The 17,969-nt window shown below is 64.5% G+C and carries 12 protein-coding genes; 10 read left to right on the top strand and 2 right to left on the bottom strand.

The window, feature by feature from the left end; all coding sequences use genetic code 11:
* Positions 1 to 4 precede the first annotated feature (4 nt).
* From HX815_RS08660 to HX815_RS08615, 10 genes are all read left to right on the top strand, one after another.
* Entirely contained in the window at positions 5 to 1,294 is a 1,290-nt protein-coding gene (locus HX815_RS08660; protein WP_003213328.1) for a DotU family type VI secretion system protein, read from the top strand.
* Positions 1,291 to 4,791: a type VI secretion system membrane subunit TssM gene (gene tssM / locus HX815_RS08655; protein WP_177028065.1), complete on the top strand. Its 3,501-nt coding sequence runs from the start codon at positions 1,291 to 1,293 to the stop codon at positions 4,789 to 4,791. Before HX815_RS08660 ends, tssM begins: the two co-directional genes overlap by 4 nt.
* On the top strand, positions 4,788 to 5,441 hold the full coding sequence (gene tagF / locus HX815_RS08650) for a type VI secretion system-associated protein TagF (protein ID WP_102370167.1): 654 nt from the start codon (positions 4,788 to 4,790) through the stop codon (positions 5,439 to 5,441). Before tssM ends, tagF begins: the two co-directional genes overlap by 4 nt.
* Positions 5,442 to 6,161, top strand: coding sequence for a PP2C family serine/threonine-protein phosphatase (locus HX815_RS08645; RefSeq protein WP_003213320.1), 720 nt, complete (start codon positions 5,442 to 5,444; stop codon positions 6,159 to 6,161).
* Positions 6,158 to 9,166 (top strand): serine/threonine-protein kinase, encoded by a 3,009-nt coding sequence (locus HX815_RS08640; protein WP_177028064.1) that lies wholly within the window; start codon positions 6,158 to 6,160, stop codon positions 9,164 to 9,166. Before HX815_RS08645 ends, HX815_RS08640 begins: the two co-directional genes overlap by 4 nt.
* The gene (locus HX815_RS08635) at positions 9,166 to 9,870 is read left to right on the top strand and encodes an ABC transporter ATP-binding protein (RefSeq protein ID WP_087693717.1); all 705 of its coding nucleotides are present in this window, start codon (positions 9,166 to 9,168) and stop codon (positions 9,868 to 9,870) included. Before HX815_RS08640 ends, HX815_RS08635 begins: the two co-directional genes overlap by 1 nt.
* On the top strand, positions 9,870 to 11,054 hold the full coding sequence (locus HX815_RS08630; RefSeq protein WP_177028063.1) for an ABC transporter permease: 1,185 nt from the start codon (positions 9,870 to 9,872) through the stop codon (positions 11,052 to 11,054). The genes HX815_RS08635 and HX815_RS08630 overlap by 1 nt, the downstream gene beginning before the upstream one ends.
* Positions 11,047 to 12,759, top strand: a complete 1,713-nt coding sequence (locus HX815_RS08625; protein WP_003213313.1) for an SUMF1/EgtB/PvdO family nonheme iron enzyme — start codon at positions 11,047 to 11,049, stop codon at positions 12,757 to 12,759. Before HX815_RS08630 ends, HX815_RS08625 begins: the two co-directional genes overlap by 8 nt.
* Before the next feature lie 84 nt (positions 12,760 to 12,843).
* Positions 12,844 to 13,767, top strand: coding sequence for a type VI secretion system-associated lipoprotein TagQ (gene tagQ / locus HX815_RS08620; protein ID WP_003213311.1), 924 nt, complete (start codon positions 12,844 to 12,846; stop codon positions 13,765 to 13,767).
* A 125-nt stretch (positions 13,768 to 13,892) separates the two neighbouring features.
* A complete protein-coding gene (locus tag HX815_RS08615) occupies positions 13,893 to 14,273 on the top strand; it encodes a hypothetical protein (protein ID WP_008439448.1) in 381 nt (126 codons plus the stop codon).
* Between the two features lie 135 nt (positions 14,274 to 14,408).
* Here HX815_RS08615 and HX815_RS08610 read toward each other — a convergent pair whose 3' ends face one another.
* Together HX815_RS08610 and recG are read right to left on the bottom strand one after the other, a co-directional pair.
* Positions 14,409 to 15,809 carry an aminoacyl-tRNA deacylase and HDOD domain-containing protein gene (locus tag HX815_RS08610; RefSeq protein ID WP_003213308.1) on the bottom strand — a complete coding sequence of 467 codons (1,401 nt, stop codon included), beginning with the start codon at positions 15,807 to 15,809 and terminating at the stop codon, positions 14,409 to 14,411.
* A gap of 78 nt (positions 15,810 to 15,887) precedes the next feature.
* A complete protein-coding gene (recG, locus tag HX815_RS08605) occupies positions 15,888 to 17,963 on the bottom strand; it encodes an ATP-dependent DNA helicase RecG (RefSeq protein ID WP_003213306.1) in 2,076 nt (691 codons plus the stop codon).
* Positions 17,964 to 17,969 lie beyond the last annotated feature (6 nt).

The raw sequence follows: 17,969 nt of genomic DNA, 5'->3' as shown, positions 1-17,969 counted from the left end.
CGCGATGCATCCGAATGACGATGACCGCACCCAGTTCATGCCGCGTCCCGGTGGCCGCGCGCCGGAGCCTGTTCGCGCAGAGCCGGCGCCGCTGTCGATGCCCGCTGCGCCGATCCTGACCGGCAAGGCCCAGGGCCTGAACCCGCTGGAAAGCGCCGCCGGCCCGTTGTTGGCGCTGCTGACGCGCCTGCGCAACACGATCTCGCACCCTGCGCCAGCGAGCCTGCGTGCGCAGCTGCTGGCTTACCTGCGCCAGTTCGAAGAACGTGCCGAGGCGGCCGGCGTGGCCCGCAATGACGTGCTGCTGGCGCGTTACGCGCTGTGCACCGCCCTCGATGAAGCCGTGCTGAGTACGCCGTGGGGCAGTGCCAGTGACTGGGGCAAGCAGAGCCTGCTGATCACCGTGCACAACGAAGCCTGGGGCGGCGAAAAGGTCTTCCAATTGCTGGATCACTGCCTGCAAAGCCCGCGGGAACGCCTGTACCTGCTGGAACTGCTGTACCTGTGCCTGTGCCTGGGTTTCGAAGGTCGCTACCGCGTGATGAACGATGGCCGTAGCCAGCTGGAAGCCTTGCGCGAGCGTACCGCGGCGGCGATTCGCAGTGCCCGTGGCGAACATGAGCGCGAGCTGTCGCCCCATTGGCGCGGCGTAACCGTGGCCCGTGATCGCCTGGCGCAGTTCATGCCGCCGTGGATCGCCGTGGCCATCGGCGTGGCATTGTTGCTGGCGTTGCTGTTCGGATTGCGGATGAAACTGGCGTCGGATGCCGAGCCGGTGTTCAAGAATATTCATGCCCTGGGCGAGATCCCGGTGCAGGCCATCGACCGTCCGGTGGCCCAGCCGAAAATCATTGAGCGACCGCGTCTGGCGGGCTTCCTGGTGGAAGACATCAAGGCCGGTCGCGTAGCCGTGGAAGATGCCGTCGACCGCTCCGTGGTGACCATCCGTGGCGATGAACTGTTCGCCTCGGCCAGCTCCAGCATCGTCGATGACTTCCAGCCACTGATGCTGCGCATTGCCGACGCCATCCGCAAGGTCAAGGGCCAGGTGCGGGTCACCGGCCACAGCGATAACCGTCCGATTGCGACCCTGCGCTTTCCGTCCAACTGGGCGCTGTCCGAAGCGCGGGCCAAGTCGGTGCTGGAGATTCTCGCGGCCAAGACCGGCCAGCCGGAACGCTTCAGCGCCGAAGGCCGCAGCGACACCGAGCCGGTGGCGACCAACGCCACAGCCGAAGGCCGTGCGCGCAATCGCCGGGTAGAAATCACCGTATTGGCGGAGGGCGTCGAGTGAAGGCGTTTTTCAGTTTTGTGATTCGCTGGGTGATCCCGCTGCTGGGCCTGATCGCCTTGAGCCTGATCATCTGGTTTGTGGGCCCGTTGCTCGATGTGCTGGTGCCGGAAGGGCGCCGCTGGGCGCTGATCATCCTGGTGTTCGCGGTGTGGATTGCCTACCGCGTATTCCGGATTATCCAGGCCCGGCGCCAGGCCGCCGAAGTGATGCGCAGCCTCGCGGCGGAAACCCCGCCAGACCCTGCCAGCGTCGCCACCGCCGAAGAGCTGGCGACCCTGCGCCAGCGCATGGACGAAGCCCTGGCCCTGTTGAAAAAGGCCAAGCTGGGCGGTGACGAGCGCCGCAACCTGTATGAGCTGCCGTGGTACGTGATCATCGGCCCGCCGGGCTCGGGCAAGACCACCGCGCTGGTCAATTCCGGGCTGCACTTTCCCTTGGCGGCGCAGTTGGGTGCCGGTGCGGTACGGGGCGTGGGCGGTACGCGCAATTGCGATTGGTGGTTTACCGACCAGGCCGTATTGCTCGACACCGCTGGCCGCTACACCACCCAGGACAGCAACTCCACGGTGGATAAAGCCGCCTGGCTGGGCTTTCTCGACCTACTGAAAAAGCAGCGTTCCCGGCGCCCGATTGATGGTGCGTTTATCGCCATCAGCCTCTCGGACCTGCTGCTGGGCAGCGACGCCGAGCGTGCCGCCCATGCCGCCGCGATCCGCCTGCGCATCCAGGAGCTGTACACCCAACTGGGCGTGCGCTTCCCGATCTACCTGATGCTCACCAAGCTCGACCTGGTGCCGGGTTTCATGGAGTTCTTCGACAACCTGAGCAAGGAAGAGCGCGCCCAAGTGTGGGGCATGACCTTCGCCCTGGACGACGGCAAGAACAGCGACAGCCCGCTGGCCCATCTGCAAAGCGAGTTCGCCGGCCTGGAACAGCGCCTCAACGAGCGCCTGGTGGAGCGCCTGCAACAGGAACGCGACCCGGCGCGGCGCGACCTGATCTACGGTTTCCCGCAGCAGTTCGGCGCGTTGAAGGATTGCCTGCAAGGCTTCCTCGAAGGCGTGTTCAAACCCAACGCCTTTGAAGAGCGCGTCTTGCTGCGCGGTGTGTACTTCACCAGCGGCACCCAGGAAGGCAGCCCGATTGACCGCTTGATCGGCGCCATGGCCCAGAGCATGAACCTGGACCGCCAGCACCTGGCGCGCCAGACCGGCACCGGGCGCAGTTACTTCATCGAAAAACTGTTCACCGCCGTGGCGTTTGCCGAGCGTGGCCTGGTGGGCGTCAACCCGAAGGTCGAGCGCCGTCGCAAGTGGATTGCCCGGGGTGTGCTGGCCGCAACCGTGGCGCTGGTACTGGTCGTTAGCACGTTGTGGTGGGTGAGTTATCGCGCCAACCAGGCCTACATCGCCCAGGTTGACCAGAAGGTCGCGCCGTTGGGCCAGACCGTGCAGAACCTCAGCCCGGCACAGCGCGAAGTACTCGCGGTGCTGCCCCTGCTTAACGCCGTGAAGAACCTCGCGGGCGACTCGCCGAGCTGGTCCGAAGGCTTGGGCCTGTATCAGGGCGACATGCTCGAAGCCGAATCCGCCAGCGTCTACCGCAAGCTGTTGATCGCCGTGTTCGCGCCCCGTTTGGTGACGCGCATCGAAGAGCAACTGCACGGTGGCGGCAATTCCGACTTCCTCTATGAAGGCTTGAAGGCCTACCTGATGCTCGCCGACAGCGAGCATTACGACCCGGACTTCATCAAGGCCTGGATCGCCCTGGACTGGGACCGCAACCTGCCGCGCGATCTGCCGGCGGACCAACGCCAGGCATTGATCGGGCACTTGCAGGCCCTGTTCGAGCGGCATCCGCCCAGCGCCCGTCTCGACCCGCGCTTGATCGACGACCTGCGTCGGCAACTGCAGCAACTGCCGGTGGCCCAGCGCGTCTACGACCGTATCAAGCGCCAGAAACTGCCGGAAGGCGTGCCGGACTTTCGCATCAACGAAGCGGCGGGCCGTGATGCGGCGCTGGTGTTCAGTCGCAAGAGCGGCAAGCCGTTGGGCGAACCGTTGAGCGGTTTCTTCACCGCCAAGGGTTATCGCCAGGGCTTCCTGCTGGCCAGCCTGAACCAGACCGGCACCCTTGCTGAAGAGCAGTGGGTACTGGGCCGCGAGCAGGCCGACCAACAAAACGTCGTCAGCCTCGCCGCCGATGTGCGCCGCCTGTACTTCCAGGATTATCAACGCCAGTGGGATGCGTTGCTGGCGGATATCGACTTTGTGCCGATCACCAGCGTGGCCCAGGCGGCCGACGTCTTGCGGGTGATTTCCGGGCCGACCTCGCCGCTGAAGAAGCTGCTGGTGGCGGTCTCCAAGGAGACCGACCTGCAGGCGGAAGAACGCCTGCTGGCTGCCAAGGGCGCGCCGGTGGAAGGTGGTGTGGACAAGCTCAAGGAACGCCTCGGCAGCCTGCTTGGCCAGGACCAACCGACCGCAGATGTACCGGCGGCCAGTGAAGACCCGGTGACGGCGCACTTCGCCGAACTCAACAGCATCGTCAGCAAGAACGAAGGCGAGCCGGCAGCCATCGATGGCCTGCTGGCGGACATGAATGCGCTGTATGTGCAGGTCAGCGCCATGGTTGGTGCCAGTGGCGATGCGTTGCTCGGCGAAGCGAAAAACCAGGCGGCGGCTGCGGCCACGCGGGTCAGCCTGAATGCCGAACGCCAGCCGCCGCTGGTGCAGGGCATGGTCAAGTCAGTGGTCAACTCCACCACCAACAGCATGATGGGCGGGGTGCGCAACCAGCTGAATGCGGCGTGGGTCAGCGAAGTGGTGAACGTGTATCGCCAGTCCCTGGCCGGGCGTTATCCGATGTCGCCCGGCAGTGCGCGGGACGCGACCCTGGATGACTTCGGCCAGTTCTTCGGGGTGGGCGGGGTGATGGACAATTACTTCCGCAAGTACCTGCAACCTTACGTCGACACCTCCACGCAAACCTGGCGCTGGCAGCCGGGCGCGGCGCAGAAGCTCGGCATCGCGCCGGGCGTGCTGCAAACCTTCCAGCGCGCGGCGACCATTCGGGATGCGTTTTTCCGTGCCGGTGGCACCCAGCCGATCGTGCGCTTTGAACTCAAACCGGTGGCGATGGACGCGACCATCACCCAGTTCCTGCTGGACCTGGACGGCCAGCAACTGAGCTACGACCACGGCCCGAGCCGCCCGGTCGCGATGCAGTGGCCGAATCCCGGCAGCATTGGCGTGGTGCGCATTTCCATCATGCCGCCGTCAGCCAGCGGGCGCTCCGGTGTAACGCTGGACGGCCCGTGGGCCTGGTTTCGCCTGCTGGAGCAATCGGACCTGACCGCCGGCAATTCGCCGGACCGCTTCAATCTGCGTCTGCGGGTCGACGGCGCGAGCATCTCCTACGAGTTGCGGGCCAACAGTGCCTTCAACCCGTTCAAGAGCCGCGTGCTTAACGGCTTCAGCCTGCCGGAGCGGCTATGACCACGCTGGGTTTCTATGGCAAGTTGGCGTGCCGCGGCGACTTTGTCAGCCGCGCGCTGCCCCAGAGTTTTATCGGCCCTTGGGACAGTTGGCTGGCGTCCGGATTGCTCGCCAGCCAGACCCGCCTCGGGGCTGACTGGCTGAATGCTTACCTGGTCAGCCCATTGTGGCGCTTCGTGTTGGCGCCGGGTGTGTGCGGGCCGGACGCGGCGGTGGGCGTGGTGATGCCGAGCATCGACCGGGTGGGGCGCTATTTCCCGCTGACGGTGGCTGCGCTGTTGGATCACGACACCGACCCGGCCTCCGTCGTTGGCGGCCCGGATGCCTGGTTTGAGCAGGTGGAAGAGCTGCTGTTGAGCACGCTGGACGCCGGCGCCAGCTTCGAAGGTTTCAGCGGCGGGATCGAATCCCTCGGCGCTCCAGCCTGCCAACCTCGCACCTTGGGTAGCCGCTTTGCCGGCTTGCAGCGTGTCAACGCCACAGACCCGCAGGCGCGGATGACTGCGCTTGCCGAACAGGCCTGCGAAGGCGCGAGCCTGTGGTGGGGCCGTGGTTCGCAACAGATTTCTCCCGGTTTAATGCGGTGTCAGGGCTTGCCTGCTGCCGACGATTTTGCGCAATTTTTGCTCGGCCAAGAAGGTGTTGTGTAGATGCGGTCCACGTTCAAATCCGCCAGCAAAAGCCACGTCGGCATGGTTCGCCAAGTCAATGAAGACGCTTGCCTCGACCTGCCGGAAAACGGCCTGTGGGTGGTGGCCGACGGCATGGGCGGGCACGCGGCGGGGGATTACGTCAGCAGCCTGATTGTCGACAGCCTGCGCAGCATTCCCGTGGGCCGTTCCCTTGAGGAATACACGGCGGCGTTGCGCAGCGACCTGTTGCGAGTCAACGGCGCGGTGCGCGAAGAAACCGCCCACCGTGGCGTGACCATGATGGGCAGCACCGTGGTGTTGCTCGCCACCCGAGGCTTGCGCGGCGTGTGCCTGTGGGCCGGCGACAGCCGCCTGTATCGCCTGCGCGACGGCCTGCTGGAAAGCATTTCCCGCGACCACAGCTACGTGCAGGACTTGCAGGACAGCGGCCTGCTCAGCGAAGCCGATGCGCGGGTGCATCCACGGGCGAATATCGTCACCCGCGCGATTGGCGTGGAAGCACAGTTGGCGTTGTCGTCGGTCGACCTGTTGATCGCCCCCGGCGACAGTTACCTGCTGTGCAGCGACGGCCTGAACAAGACCGTCGAAGACCACGAGATCCGCGAAGTACTGAGCCATGCCGAGCCGGACGAAATCGTCCGCAGCCTGGTGCACCTGGGGCTCAATCGCGGCGCGCCGGACAACATCACCGCCATCGTTGTGAAGGTGTCGACATGAACATCATCATTCCCGGCTACGACATCGAAGGCGAAATCGGCGTTGGCGCCATGGCCAGCGTGTACCTGGCGACCCAGCGTTCCCTGGAGCGCAAGGTGGCGCTGAAGATCATGGCGGCGGCGCTGGCGGCCGACCCGAGCTTCTGCGAGCGCTTCCTGCGCGAAGGCAAGACCCTGGCGCGCCTGTCCCACCCGCACACCGTGACCATCCATGACATCGGCAATGTCGGTGAGCTGTACTACATGGCCATGGAATACCTGCCCAATGGCACGCTCAAGGAGCGCATCGCCGCGGGCCTGACGCCGGAGCAAGGGCTGACGTATATCCGCCAGATCGCCTCGGCGCTGGGTTATGCCCACGCCCAGGGCCTGGTACACCGCGATGTGAAGCCGGCGAACATTCTGTTCCGCGCGGATGGCACGGCGGTGTTGTCGGACTTTGGCATCGCCAAGTCCCTGGATGACCGCACGCAGTTCACCCAGGCCGGATTTGCCGTCGGCACGCCGAGCTACATGAGCCCGGAGCAGGCCCGGGGCCAGGAAATTGACGGGCGCGCCGACCTGTATGCGCTGGGCGTGGTGCTCTATGAAATCCTCGTGGGCAAGTTGCCTTACAACGGCACCGATGCGCTTTCCACAGCACTGGCACACCTGACTGAACCGCTGCCGGAATTGCCGGTGCACCACGGGCGCTATCAGGAGGTGCTGCGCAAGCTGCTGGCCAAGGACCCGGCGGAGCGCTTCCCGGATGCGGCGGCGTTGCTGCTGGCGCTGGATCAGTTGCCGAAGGAGGAGCAGGTAGAGGCGACGTTGATTCGGCCCCTGCCGATTCCGGTTGCGGTCTCCAATGACCTGGCCGGACTCACGCCGGTTTCCATCGAAATCCCGACCGAAAAGCCGCAGCCACAACCCGTGCGGCAACCGGTGGTGACGCCGACGCAACACTCGGCCGTGTCCGGACAAAACCGTGGGCCGGTGTTGGCGTTGGCGGCAGTTGCCGTGGCGGTCGCGCTGGCAATTGCGGGCGCAAGTTACTGGTGGTTGAAAGATGACGCGCCAGCCGCCGCGCCGCCGGTTGCCGAGGCGGCCAAGGCCGTCACGCCGCCTGCCACGCAACCGGTAGCGGCGCAGGTTGACGGCGGTCAACGCCCGTTGCTGATGGCCGGCAAGAAAACCTTGTTCCAGCGGGTACTGAGCAAGCCCGGCGCCAAGCTTTCCCACGAAGCGGGCGGGGCGCCTGGCGAAGGTTTGCCGGCGTTTTCCGTGCTCTATGTCTACCAACGCAAGGACGTCGACGGCAGCCCCTGGCTACGGGTTGGCGCCGCCACCGACGGGCGCAGCGACGGCTGGCTGCCGGCGGCGCAAGCCAGCGACTGGAAGCAGAGCCTGGTGCTCAAGTTCACCGAGCGTTCGGGCCGGGCGCCGGTGATGTTCCTGCGTCAGTCCGCTGAAGTGGAGAAGCTTTTAGCCGATCCCGCGGCGGCGAAAAACCTGCTGCTCAAGGTGCAGAAAAACACCGAGGACAACCAGCAGGTGCTGGCCCTGGAGCCGACCGCCAGCGCCGTCCCGCAGAACCAGTTCTATTTGCTGCCGATCTTCGATTCCAAGGAGAGCTTCGACGAAAACGGCCAGCCGGTGCAGCTGCTCAACGTCGCCTCCATCGACCCTGGCAGCACACCTGATGTCATCGCCAAGGCTGTCGCTCGAACGCCGGTGACCGACGCCAGCGCCGATGCCTTCCGCACGGCCGTGGTGCTGGTGGTCGACACCACGGTGTCGATGCAGCCCTACATCGACCAGGTTCGCGACGTGGTCCACGAGCTGCAAACCCGCATCGCCGAGCGTGGCGAACTGGACAGCGTGAGCTTTGGCCTGGTGGGTTTTCGCAACAGCATCAAGAAAACCCCCGGCCTGGAGTATGTGGCCAAGACCCTGATCACCCTCGACCAAGGGCGCGACCCGCAGCGCTTCCTCGACATGGCGCGGCAGGTCAAAGCGTCGACGGTGTCCAGCCACTCGTTCAACGAAGACGCGTTCGCCGGTGTCATGCAGGCGGTGGAAGGCATGGACTGGTCCGGCTACGGCGGGCGCTTGATCCTGCTGGTGACCGACGCCGGTGCGCTGCGCAAGAACGACCCGTTCGCCACCACCCAGATGAACGAAGCCGAAGTCCGCCAGGCGGCGCTGGGCAAGCAGATCAAGATCTACGCCTTGCACCTGCGCACCGAAGCCGGGAAGAAAACCCACAGCGGCGCCGAAACCCAGTACCGCACCCTGACCGCCGACGCCAACCCGCAGATCGGCGACCTGTACACGCCGGTGCCCGGTGGCGATGTGCGCAAGTTCGGCGAGCGGGTCGACGAGATCGGCACGGTGTTCGCCAACCTGGTGCATCAGGTGCGCAGCAACACGCCGCAGCCGGTGCCGCTGCTCAGTGCCGCGCCGACCCTGGCGGACAAATCCGCGGCCGTCGGTTACGCGATGCACATGGATTTCCTCGGCCGCAAAACCGCGAGCCAGGCGCCGCAACTGGTGAGTGCCTGGACCGCCGACCGCGACCTGACCAACACCGCGCTGCCGGCCTTCCAGGTGTGCGTGATGTTGACCAAATTGCAGCTCAACGACTTGCAGCAGTCACTGAAACTGATCGTCGACGCGGCGCGTAAAACCCAGACCTCACCGAAGGATTTCTTCCAGGAAATCGCCAGCGCCTCGGCCTATATGAGCCGTGATCCACAGGCCTTGAAAAAGGGCGGCAACCTGGCGGACGGCGGCATCCTTGGCGAATACCTGGAAGGCCTGCCGTACCGCAGCAAGTCGCTGAACATGACCCAGGATTTGTGGCTGTCGTTGAGCGTGGCCGAGCAGGAAGACTTTATCGACGAGCTGGATTCGAAGATCCGCCTCTACGAAACCTTCCATAACGATGTGGCCAACTGGGTCCGTTTCGGCGATGCCGAGCCGGGTGATGCGTTGTACCGCGTGCCGCTGTCGACGCTGCCGTAATGCTGAACTTGAGCGCAGTGCACAAGAGCCGGGGCGTTGGTGCCCAGCGCTACAGCCTGGTGATACCGGGCTTGCAACTGCGTGCGGGTGAACAGTTGGCGGTGGTCGGGCCGAGTGGCTGTGGCAAGAGCACCTTGCTGGATTTGCTCGCGCTGGTGTTGGCGCCGGATCAGGTCGGGCAGTTCGATTTCAACCGCGTCGACATTGCCGGGCTTTGGCGTAGTGATCAGCAAAGCGCGCTGGCGGACCTGCGTAGTCGGCACCTGGGTTATGTGCTGCAAACCGGTGGCCTGCTGGGTTTTCTCGATGTGCGCGGCAACATTGCGTTGTCGCGGCAACTCCTGGGTTTGAAAGACGACGGCAGCGTGGCGCGGTTGGCCGAACAGTTGGAAATCACTGATCAGTTGGACAAGAAGCCGGCGGCGTTGTCCGTCGGCCAGCGTCAGCGGGTCAGTTGCGCAAGAGCCCTGGCCCACGGTCCGCAGCTGTTGCTGGCGGATGAGCCCACCGCTGCGCTCGACCCGTTGAACGCCGAGCGGGTGATGCAGGCGCTGTTGGCCCAGGCCCGGCATAACGGCGCGTGCTGCGTGATCGCCACCCATGATGAACCCCTGGCCCGGGCCAGCGGCTTGCAGGTGCGGCGCATCAGTTGCCGTCGCGACGCCGACGGCGGCGTCACCGCCACCCTTGGGGAGGCGTGCTGATGCGTATCGCCCTGGTGGCTTCCCTGGCCTGGCAGGATTACCGCAACGATGCGTGGCTGTCGGTGTGTTCGGTGCTGGCGCTGGTGGCGGTGATCGCGCCGTTGCTGGTGTTATTCGGCCTGAAATTTGGACTGGTTAGCAGTTTGACCGAACGTTTGGAGAACGACCCGGCCACCCGGGAAATTATTCCGTTGGGCGGTGGTCGATTCAGCAGTGAATTTGTCGCGCAGCTCCGCCAGCGCAGCGACGTGGCGTTCGCTTTGCCGCGCACCCGGCAGATTGCGGCGACGGCGCAGTTGGGCGCCGTGACGGTGGAGATGCTGCCGACCGCCGACAACGATCCATTGCTGGCCGGCCTGCCGATGCCCAAGGGCCTGGATCAGATCGTGCTGAGCCACACCGCTGCCGAAAAGCTCGGGGCAAAGTCCGGGGATTGGCTGGAGGCGAGTTTTGGGCGCCAGGTGGCGGGGCGCGTCGAGTCGCAACGCCTACGGGTTCAAGTGCTGCAGGTAGCGCCGCTGGAAGCCTTCGCCCGGGATGGATTGTTTGCACCCTTGGGCTTGCTGGAAGCAGCGGAAGATTATCGCGATGGCCGCGCGGTGCCGGCGTTTGGCTGGGACGGCGATGCGGTGGGCGTCAGCGAGCAACGGGTATACCCGGCGTTCCGTTTGTATGCGCGGCGCTTGGTGGATGTGGAGCCGCTGCGGGTGTATTTCGCCGGGCAGAATCTGTTGGTGTCGACCCAGGCCCAGACCATCGCCCAGGTGCAGTCGTTGAGCCGCAACCTGTCGATCGTGTTCTGGATCATCGCCGGGCTGGCGTTGGCGGGCGCGTTTGCCGCGATCTTTGCCGCGGCGCTGGCGTCGGTTGCACGCAAGCGCCGGGAGCTGTCGGTATTGCGGCTGTTGGGGTTTTCCACCGCCGGGCTGTTGCTGTTCGTGGTGTTGCAGGCGCTCTACAGCGCGGGGTTTGCCGCTGTATTGAGTGGCGTGTTGTATGGCCTGGCGCAGTCAGGTCTGAATCAATTATTCGTGCAGGTGCCAGGCGAGTACGCCAGTCATCTGCTGGCGCGTCATTACGGCCTGGCCTTGGCCGCTGTCCTTGGCGTCAGCGCCGTGGCGGCGGCCTGTGGTGGTTGGCGTGTGGCGCGTATCCAGGCTTCTGAAGGAATCAGAGATGTATAAGTTACTGGGCGCCGCCATGGCGCTGACCCTGTCCTGTGTGGCCTGGGCCGATGAGGCGAGCGACAAGCTGGACAACCCCAAGCCGTTGCCGGACGACGTCAGCCTGCCGCTGCCCTGCGAAGGCAACATGGTGTTTCGCTATGCCTACGTGCTGGCCCAGGGCACCCTGGATGACCGCGAGATCAGCCTCGGCTACCCGTTCAGCGAAGGTGAAGCGGGCTATCAGCAGTCGTTCATTTCCGGTTATCGCCGCGACTTCATCAACGGCCAGTTCACCCTCAAGGACCTGCCCAAGGACTGGAACAAGGTCATTGCGCCGCTGATGCCGAAGACCGACGCCAAGACCCCGCTCAAGCCGATGCTGTACTTCATCGGCAAGTACGAAGTCACTGCGCGGCAATATGCGCAGGTCATGTCCCAGGCGCAATCCCTGGCCAGTGGCGAACCCGCCCCGGCGTGCGATGTACCTACCGGGATGGCGGCGCGCTTGCCCAAGGTCAAGCTGTCGCGCTTTGAAGCCGAACGTTTCTCGGCGGTGTACAGCGCCTGGTTGATGAAATATCACCGCGAGCTGCTGCCGGTGAGTGGTCGCGGTGCTTCGGCGGACGACGGCGGCCTGGGCTTTGTGCGCCTGCCTACCGAAGTGGAGTGGGAGTTCGCCGCGCGCGGTGGCCAGGCGGTGAGCCGTCAGGACCTGGAAGGCCGGCTGTTTCCACGGCGTACCGAGGGCAGCGAAAGCGACGGCCCCCTTGCCGATTACGCGGTGTTCAATCAGGTCGCGGGTGGCACCGGCCAAGCCGCACGGCTGATGCCCATTGGCACCAAGCTGCCCAACCCGATCGGCATGTTCGATGTGATCGGCAACGCAGCGGAAATGGTCCAGGAATCCTTCCAACTGGTGCACGCCGGGCGTCGTCAGGGCACCTACGGCGGCTTTGTGGTCAAGGGCGGTAATTATCTGGAAGGCGAGGGCACGCTGTTCACCGGCATGCGCCGCGAGTACCCGTTGTTCGCCGCCGACGGTACCGAACAAAGCAACGAGACCACCGGCTTTCGCGTGGCGATTGGCGCCTTGTCGGCACCGCGTTCGCGCTACAAGGAACTGTTCGCCCAGTGGCAGAAGGAAGGTCGCCTGGCCTCGCTGACCGATGCCATCGACGACGCCCAGGACCCGACCAAGCGCCTGGACAGCATCATTGCCGCCAGCGTCGACCCGCGCCTGCAAGCCGAGCTCGGCCTGGTCAACGAAGAGCTCAAGCGCAACGTCTCGCTGATCGCCCAGCAGCGCGAAGAAGCGGCCGGCAACCTGATTCAGTCCGCGGCCCTGGTGGCCGAGACCATCAACAACTACAACATCCGCCTGATCAATTTGCAGAAGAGCCGCCAGCAGGCCATCGACGCCAAGGACGAGGCCAGCGCGCAGCTGTTCGCCACGGCGATCACCAATGGGCGCAGTGCGCTGGACGGCGCGGTGGCGATCTACATCGACAACCTGGCCACCGGCACGCGCTACACCGATGCGGTGATCCAGGCGCAGTTTCAACGGATCAAGGAAGAGTTGGATCGCAAGCCGGTACTGGGCAAGAGCCTGGTGACGCGTGCGACGTTATTCGTTCGCCATGTGGGCAACTACCGCAAGCAACAGCGGGCCGACCCGGCGACGATTTTGAAGGAATTGCTCGCAGCGAGCGGTCAGCGGTCTTGACCGCTGGTTGTACAGCGAGCTTGGAAGGGACTCAGGCGGCGGTGGGCCGCGCTGGGCAAGTCAAACTTAAAAGAGAACACAACGATGATTTTTTCCCGTAAGGCGGTTTCCAAGCGTCATCTGCTGCTGATTGCCGCAGGCTTCAGCACGGTGCTGACCGGTTGCGCAACGTCACCGACCAACAAGGTCGCCTCGACCACCAAGGTCGAGTACTACCCGAACTGCTACGAGCCGGTGCAGCACCTGCGTGCTACCGATTCGGACCTGACCAAGTCGGTGGTCACCGGTGCCGCCCTGGGTGCGGCCGGTGGTGCATTGCTGGGCGCCTTGACCGGCGACTCCGACAAGCGCGGCCGCAACGCTGCCATCGGTGCAGCGGGCGGCGCCCTGGCCGGTGGTGCAGCGGGTTACTACACCGAGCGCCAGAAGCAGATCACCGATGACAACCAGCGCATCGCCTCCTACGCCACCGACGTCAACAAGCGTGCCTCCGACATCGACCGCAGCACCGCGTACGCCAAGGCGTCCCAGCAGTGCTACCAGAGCGCGTTCACCAAGCTGGTGGCCGACCGCAAGGCCAAGACCGTCAACGACGTTGAAGGCCGCAAGCGCCTGGCAGAAATCGTCTCGGGCCTGAAAGAGTCCAACGACCTGATCGTCGCGGTGAACGGCAAGGCCAGCGAAGACCTGAACAACTACACCCAGGCGTACGAGCAGGATCTGCAACAAGTGGGCGTACAACGCGCCGACGTGGTCACTGTTGCGACTGCCGATACGACGCCGGTGGTGACGCCAGCCAAAGGCAAGAAGCCGGTAAAAGTCGCGAAAAAGCCGGTACTGCCAACCGTGCCGAAAGAAGCCGTAGCCACCGAGAAAACCATCCAGACCGCCCAGACCAAACAAGCTGAAAGCAAGCAGGTTGCCAGCGCCGGTAAAGCGCAGATCGAAGGCACTTGCCGTGATCCGAACCTGGCGGATTGGGCACCGGTTCCTTGCCCTAACGTCTGAGGAAAGTTGTTGCTATAAGCGTTAAACGCCAGCCGATCTCCTGCTAAAACGGGAGATCGGTAGCGTTATTTGCACAAATCGTTAAACTGCTGCGGCCACCCAATAATTACACTGAGGCCGTGTGCATGAAATTTCGTTTTCTTCTCTGGATGCTTGGCCTGTTGATGGGCAAAGCCAGCCGCACCAACCCTGCGTTCCAGCAGCAGTTGGGTGACAAGGACCTGGCGTTCCAGTTGCAGACCCTCGACGGCAAGGTTGCCCGTCACTTCATCGTCAAAGACCAGCGCATTACCAGCCGCTCGGGTGTTCATCCCGCGCCTGCGTTTGCCATCGCCTTCAAAGACGCCGCCTACGGCTTCGCCACGATGCAGGCGAAGAACAAGCAACTGGCGTTCATGACGGGGATTCAGGACAAGTCGATCCAGATCAAGGGCAACCCGGCGCTGGTGATCTGGTTCCAGGGGTTGACCAAGTATTTGAAGCCGAAGAAAAAGCCCAAAGGCTAGGGGGTTCTTCAGCAATACTGCGTCGCCTGCATTCGCGAGCAAGCCCGCTCCCACATTCAATCCCATTCCAAAGTTGGAACTCGGTCGAATGTGGGAGCGGGCTTGCTCGCGAATACGGTGTAACAGGCGCCCGATTTATCCCTGGCTGAACTGCGACGCCAACTCGCGCAACAACGTTTCCGCGTCCAGCACCTTGCTCACCACATCCTCTGCCTTGTCCCGGGTCAGCCCCAGGCGCTCAAGCAGTTCGTCCGGGATGGATTCATCCGGCCCCGAGCCGATGCCGCGGCTGCGCAGCAAGCGCACGGCCAGGCACACCAGGTTCGGGTATTCCGCATATTGGCCGTCGTAGGTCGGGTCGTGCTGGAAGCGCAGGGCGGTGGACAGTTCGTCCGGCATGTCCCAATAGCGCATCAACCACGCACCAATCTGCTCGCGGCTGATGCCCAGCAGATGCTGCTCGATGTAGCTGTGGCACAGGTGCGGGTTGACCTCCAGGTGCCGGCAGATCAGTGAGAAGTGCGGCGGGAAGACGTGGGCCAGCAACAGGTAGCCGAAATTGTGCAGCAGGCCGGCGAGGTACGTCAGCCCGGCTTCCGGGCGCTGGGCGCGGGGCATGGCGCGGGTCAGGCCTTCGATGACGGCAGCGGTGTAGATCGACTGGTGCCAGTACGGCGTGGCCTGTTGCGGGTGGTCCTTGGGCAGGCTCAAGGTCTTGCCCAGGGCCAGGCCGAGTGCGAGGTTGATCACCAGGTCAAAGCCCAGCACGCGCACGATGGCGTCTTCCACCGAGCGGATCTTGCCCGGCGAGGCGTAGTAGGGCGACGCGGCCCAACTCACCACCTGGGCGGCCAGGGCCGGGTCGGTTTCGACCACGCCGGTGATGTCGTCGATGGTGGCGTTGGGGTCGACCCGCAGCTTGATGATCTTTTGCGCGGTATCGGCCAGCGGCGGAATTTCGATGGTGGCTTCCAGGCGCTGCTGGATACGGCGGGCGGTGAACGCCTGCATCGCCTGGGTGATTTCCTCGCGGTCGTCATTGGGGCGATCCAGGTTTGGCCGGATGTTGCTCAGCGGCTCGCCGAAATGCGCGGCGCTGGCCTTGGTCAGCATGCTCTTGAACGCGTCGCTGGAAATCTCCAGCAGCAGCCCGGCTTCGCCCGAGTGCACCAGCACGGTCGGCTCACGCAACAGGCTTTCTTCGTAGAGGCAGGGAGAGCTGGTCAGCGGCGGCAGGCCGGGCAGCAGGCTCAGGCTGTGCTTGCCGAGCATGCGCTCCAGGCGCTCCGGCGACACGGCCTTGAGGCGCCGACCGGTGAGCTCGGCGAGGCGATTAAGGTCCAGCAACTGGTTCTGTGGAAACAGCACCATGAGCGCACCCACGGCATCATCGAGCAGCACGGCTTGAACCTTCTGCGCCGGGTTCAGGCCGGGGCGTTCGGTAACTTCCGTGTAGCTGATGGCGAGCTTTGCAAGCAGCGTCCGAATCACCGAGGGTGCAGTCGGTGGAGCTGTGGCGAGGGCAACTTCTGACATGGCCTGAATCCAATTTCCTACAGTCATTGGAGTATAACCAGCTTGATACCAGTGAGGGTTGTCTAAGTGAGTCAGCCGTCACACTTGGCCGTATTGCTGCCCATGTCTCAGCCAGCGATCCAGCAGCGGGCTGACGTGTTCCGGCCAACGCTCCAGTAACGCCTGGGCCGCGTCGCGCACGGCGGGCAGCAAGTCGGCATCGCGCATCAGGTCGGCGACCTTGAATTGCAGCAGGCCGGTCTGGCGGGTGCCGAGCATCTCGCCGGGGCCGCGCAGTTCGAGGTCTTTTTCGGCGATCACGAAGCCGTCGTTGGTTTCGCGCATGATCCCCAGGCGCTGGCGACCGATCTGCGACAGCGGCGGGTGGTACAGCAGCACACAGTGGCTGGCGGCGCTGCCCCGGCCGACGCGGCCGCGCAATTGGTGCAGTTGGGCCAGGCCCAGGCGCTCAGGGTTCTCGATGATCATCAGGCTGGCGTTGGGGACGTCGACGCCGACTTCGATCACCGTGGTCGCCACCAGCAATTGCAGGTTGCCGGCCTTGAACTCGGCCATTACCGCGGCCTTTTCCACCGGCTTCATGCGACCGTGAATCAGCCCGACCTTGAGTTCACCCAAGGCACTGGTGAGGTCTTCATAGGTGGTTTCGGCGGCCTGGCAGGTCAGCTCTTCGGATTCTTCGATCAGCGTGCACACCCAATACGCCTGACGGCCTTCGGCGCAGGCGCCGCGTACCCGTTCGATGACTTCGACGCGGCGGGTGTCGGTGACCAGCACGGTGTTGACCGGCGTTCGGCCCGGCGGCAGTTCGTCGAGGATCGAAGTGTCGAGGTCGGCGTAGGCGCTCATGGCCAGGGTGCGCGGGATCGGTGTGGCGGTCATGATCAACTGGTGCGGGCTCATGCGGCCGCCCACGCCTTTCTGGCGCAGGGCCAGGCGCTGCTGCACACCGAAGCGGTGCTGTTCGTCGATGATCACCAGCGCCAGATTCTTGAACTTCACTTCGTCCTGGAACAACGCGTGGGTGCCCACCACCATCGGGGCGCCGGCGGCGATCTGCTCCAGGGCGGCTACGCGGTTCTTGCCCTTGAGCTTGCCGGCCAGCCACGCGACTTCCAGGCCCAGCGGTTCGAGCCAGCGCTTGAAGGTGATGAAGTGCTGCTCGGCGAGAATCTCGGTGGGCGCCATCAGCGCCACCTGATAGCCGGCTTCGAGGGCCTGCAACGCGGCGAGGGCGGCGACCACGGTTTTACCCGCGCCCACGTCGCCCTGGATCAGCCGCAGCATCGGTTCTTTCTGGCTCAGGTCGTAGGCAATTTCGTTGCCGACCCGTTGCTGGGCGCCCGTCGGTGCAAACCCCAGGTTGGCCAGGTATTGCGCAGGCAGGCGCTTGGCCTTGGGCATGGCCGGCGCGCGCAGCGAACGCATGCTCTCGCGCAGGCGCTGCTGGGACAGTTGATGGGTCAGCAGTTCTTCGAACGCCAGGCGATGCTGGGCCCAGTGATGCCCGAGAGCCAACTCGTCGACGTCGGCATCGGCGGGTGGGTGATGCAGGTAGCGGATCGCATCATCCAGCGGCGCCAGTTGATAGTCGCGCGCCAGTTCCTGGGGCAGCCAGTCGGGCAGGCTTTTTGGCCCGAGCATCGTCAGAGTCTGCATGCACAGTTGGCGTAAGCGCTGCTGGGTCAGGCCCTCGGTGAGCGGGTAAATTGGCGTGAGGGTGGTGTCTACCGGCGGCGGTTCGTCGCCGGTAATCGCGCGGTATTCCGGGTGATAGATTTCCAGCCCCGAAGCGCCGGGCCGGGCTTCGCCGTAGCAGCGCACGCGGGTACCACGCTTGAGGCCTTCCTTCTGGGCGTTGCTGAAGTGGTAGAAGCGCAGGCTCAGGCCGCCGGTGCCGTCTTGCAGGCGCACCACCAAGCTGCGGCGCTTGCCCATGACCACGTCGGCGCCGCTGACGGTGCCTTCAACCACGGCGTCCTGCCCAGGGCGCAAGTGGCCGATGGGCACCACGCGGGTGCGGTCCTGGTAACGCAGGGGCAGGTGGAACAGCACGTCCTGGAGATTTTCCAGCCCGACCTTGGCCAACTTCTCGGCCATGGCCTCCCCGACACCCTTGAGTGCCGTCACCGATACCTGCGACAGCTCAGTCATACCGTT

Source organism: Pseudomonas sp. E6002 (assembly GCF_013385565.1).
In the GTDB taxonomy this organism is placed as follows: domain Bacteria; phylum Pseudomonadota; class Gammaproteobacteria; order Pseudomonadales; family Pseudomonadaceae; genus Aquipseudomonas.
Note: the sequence above shows the minus strand (reverse complement) of the source record. Positions and strands in the feature narration are given on the sequence as shown.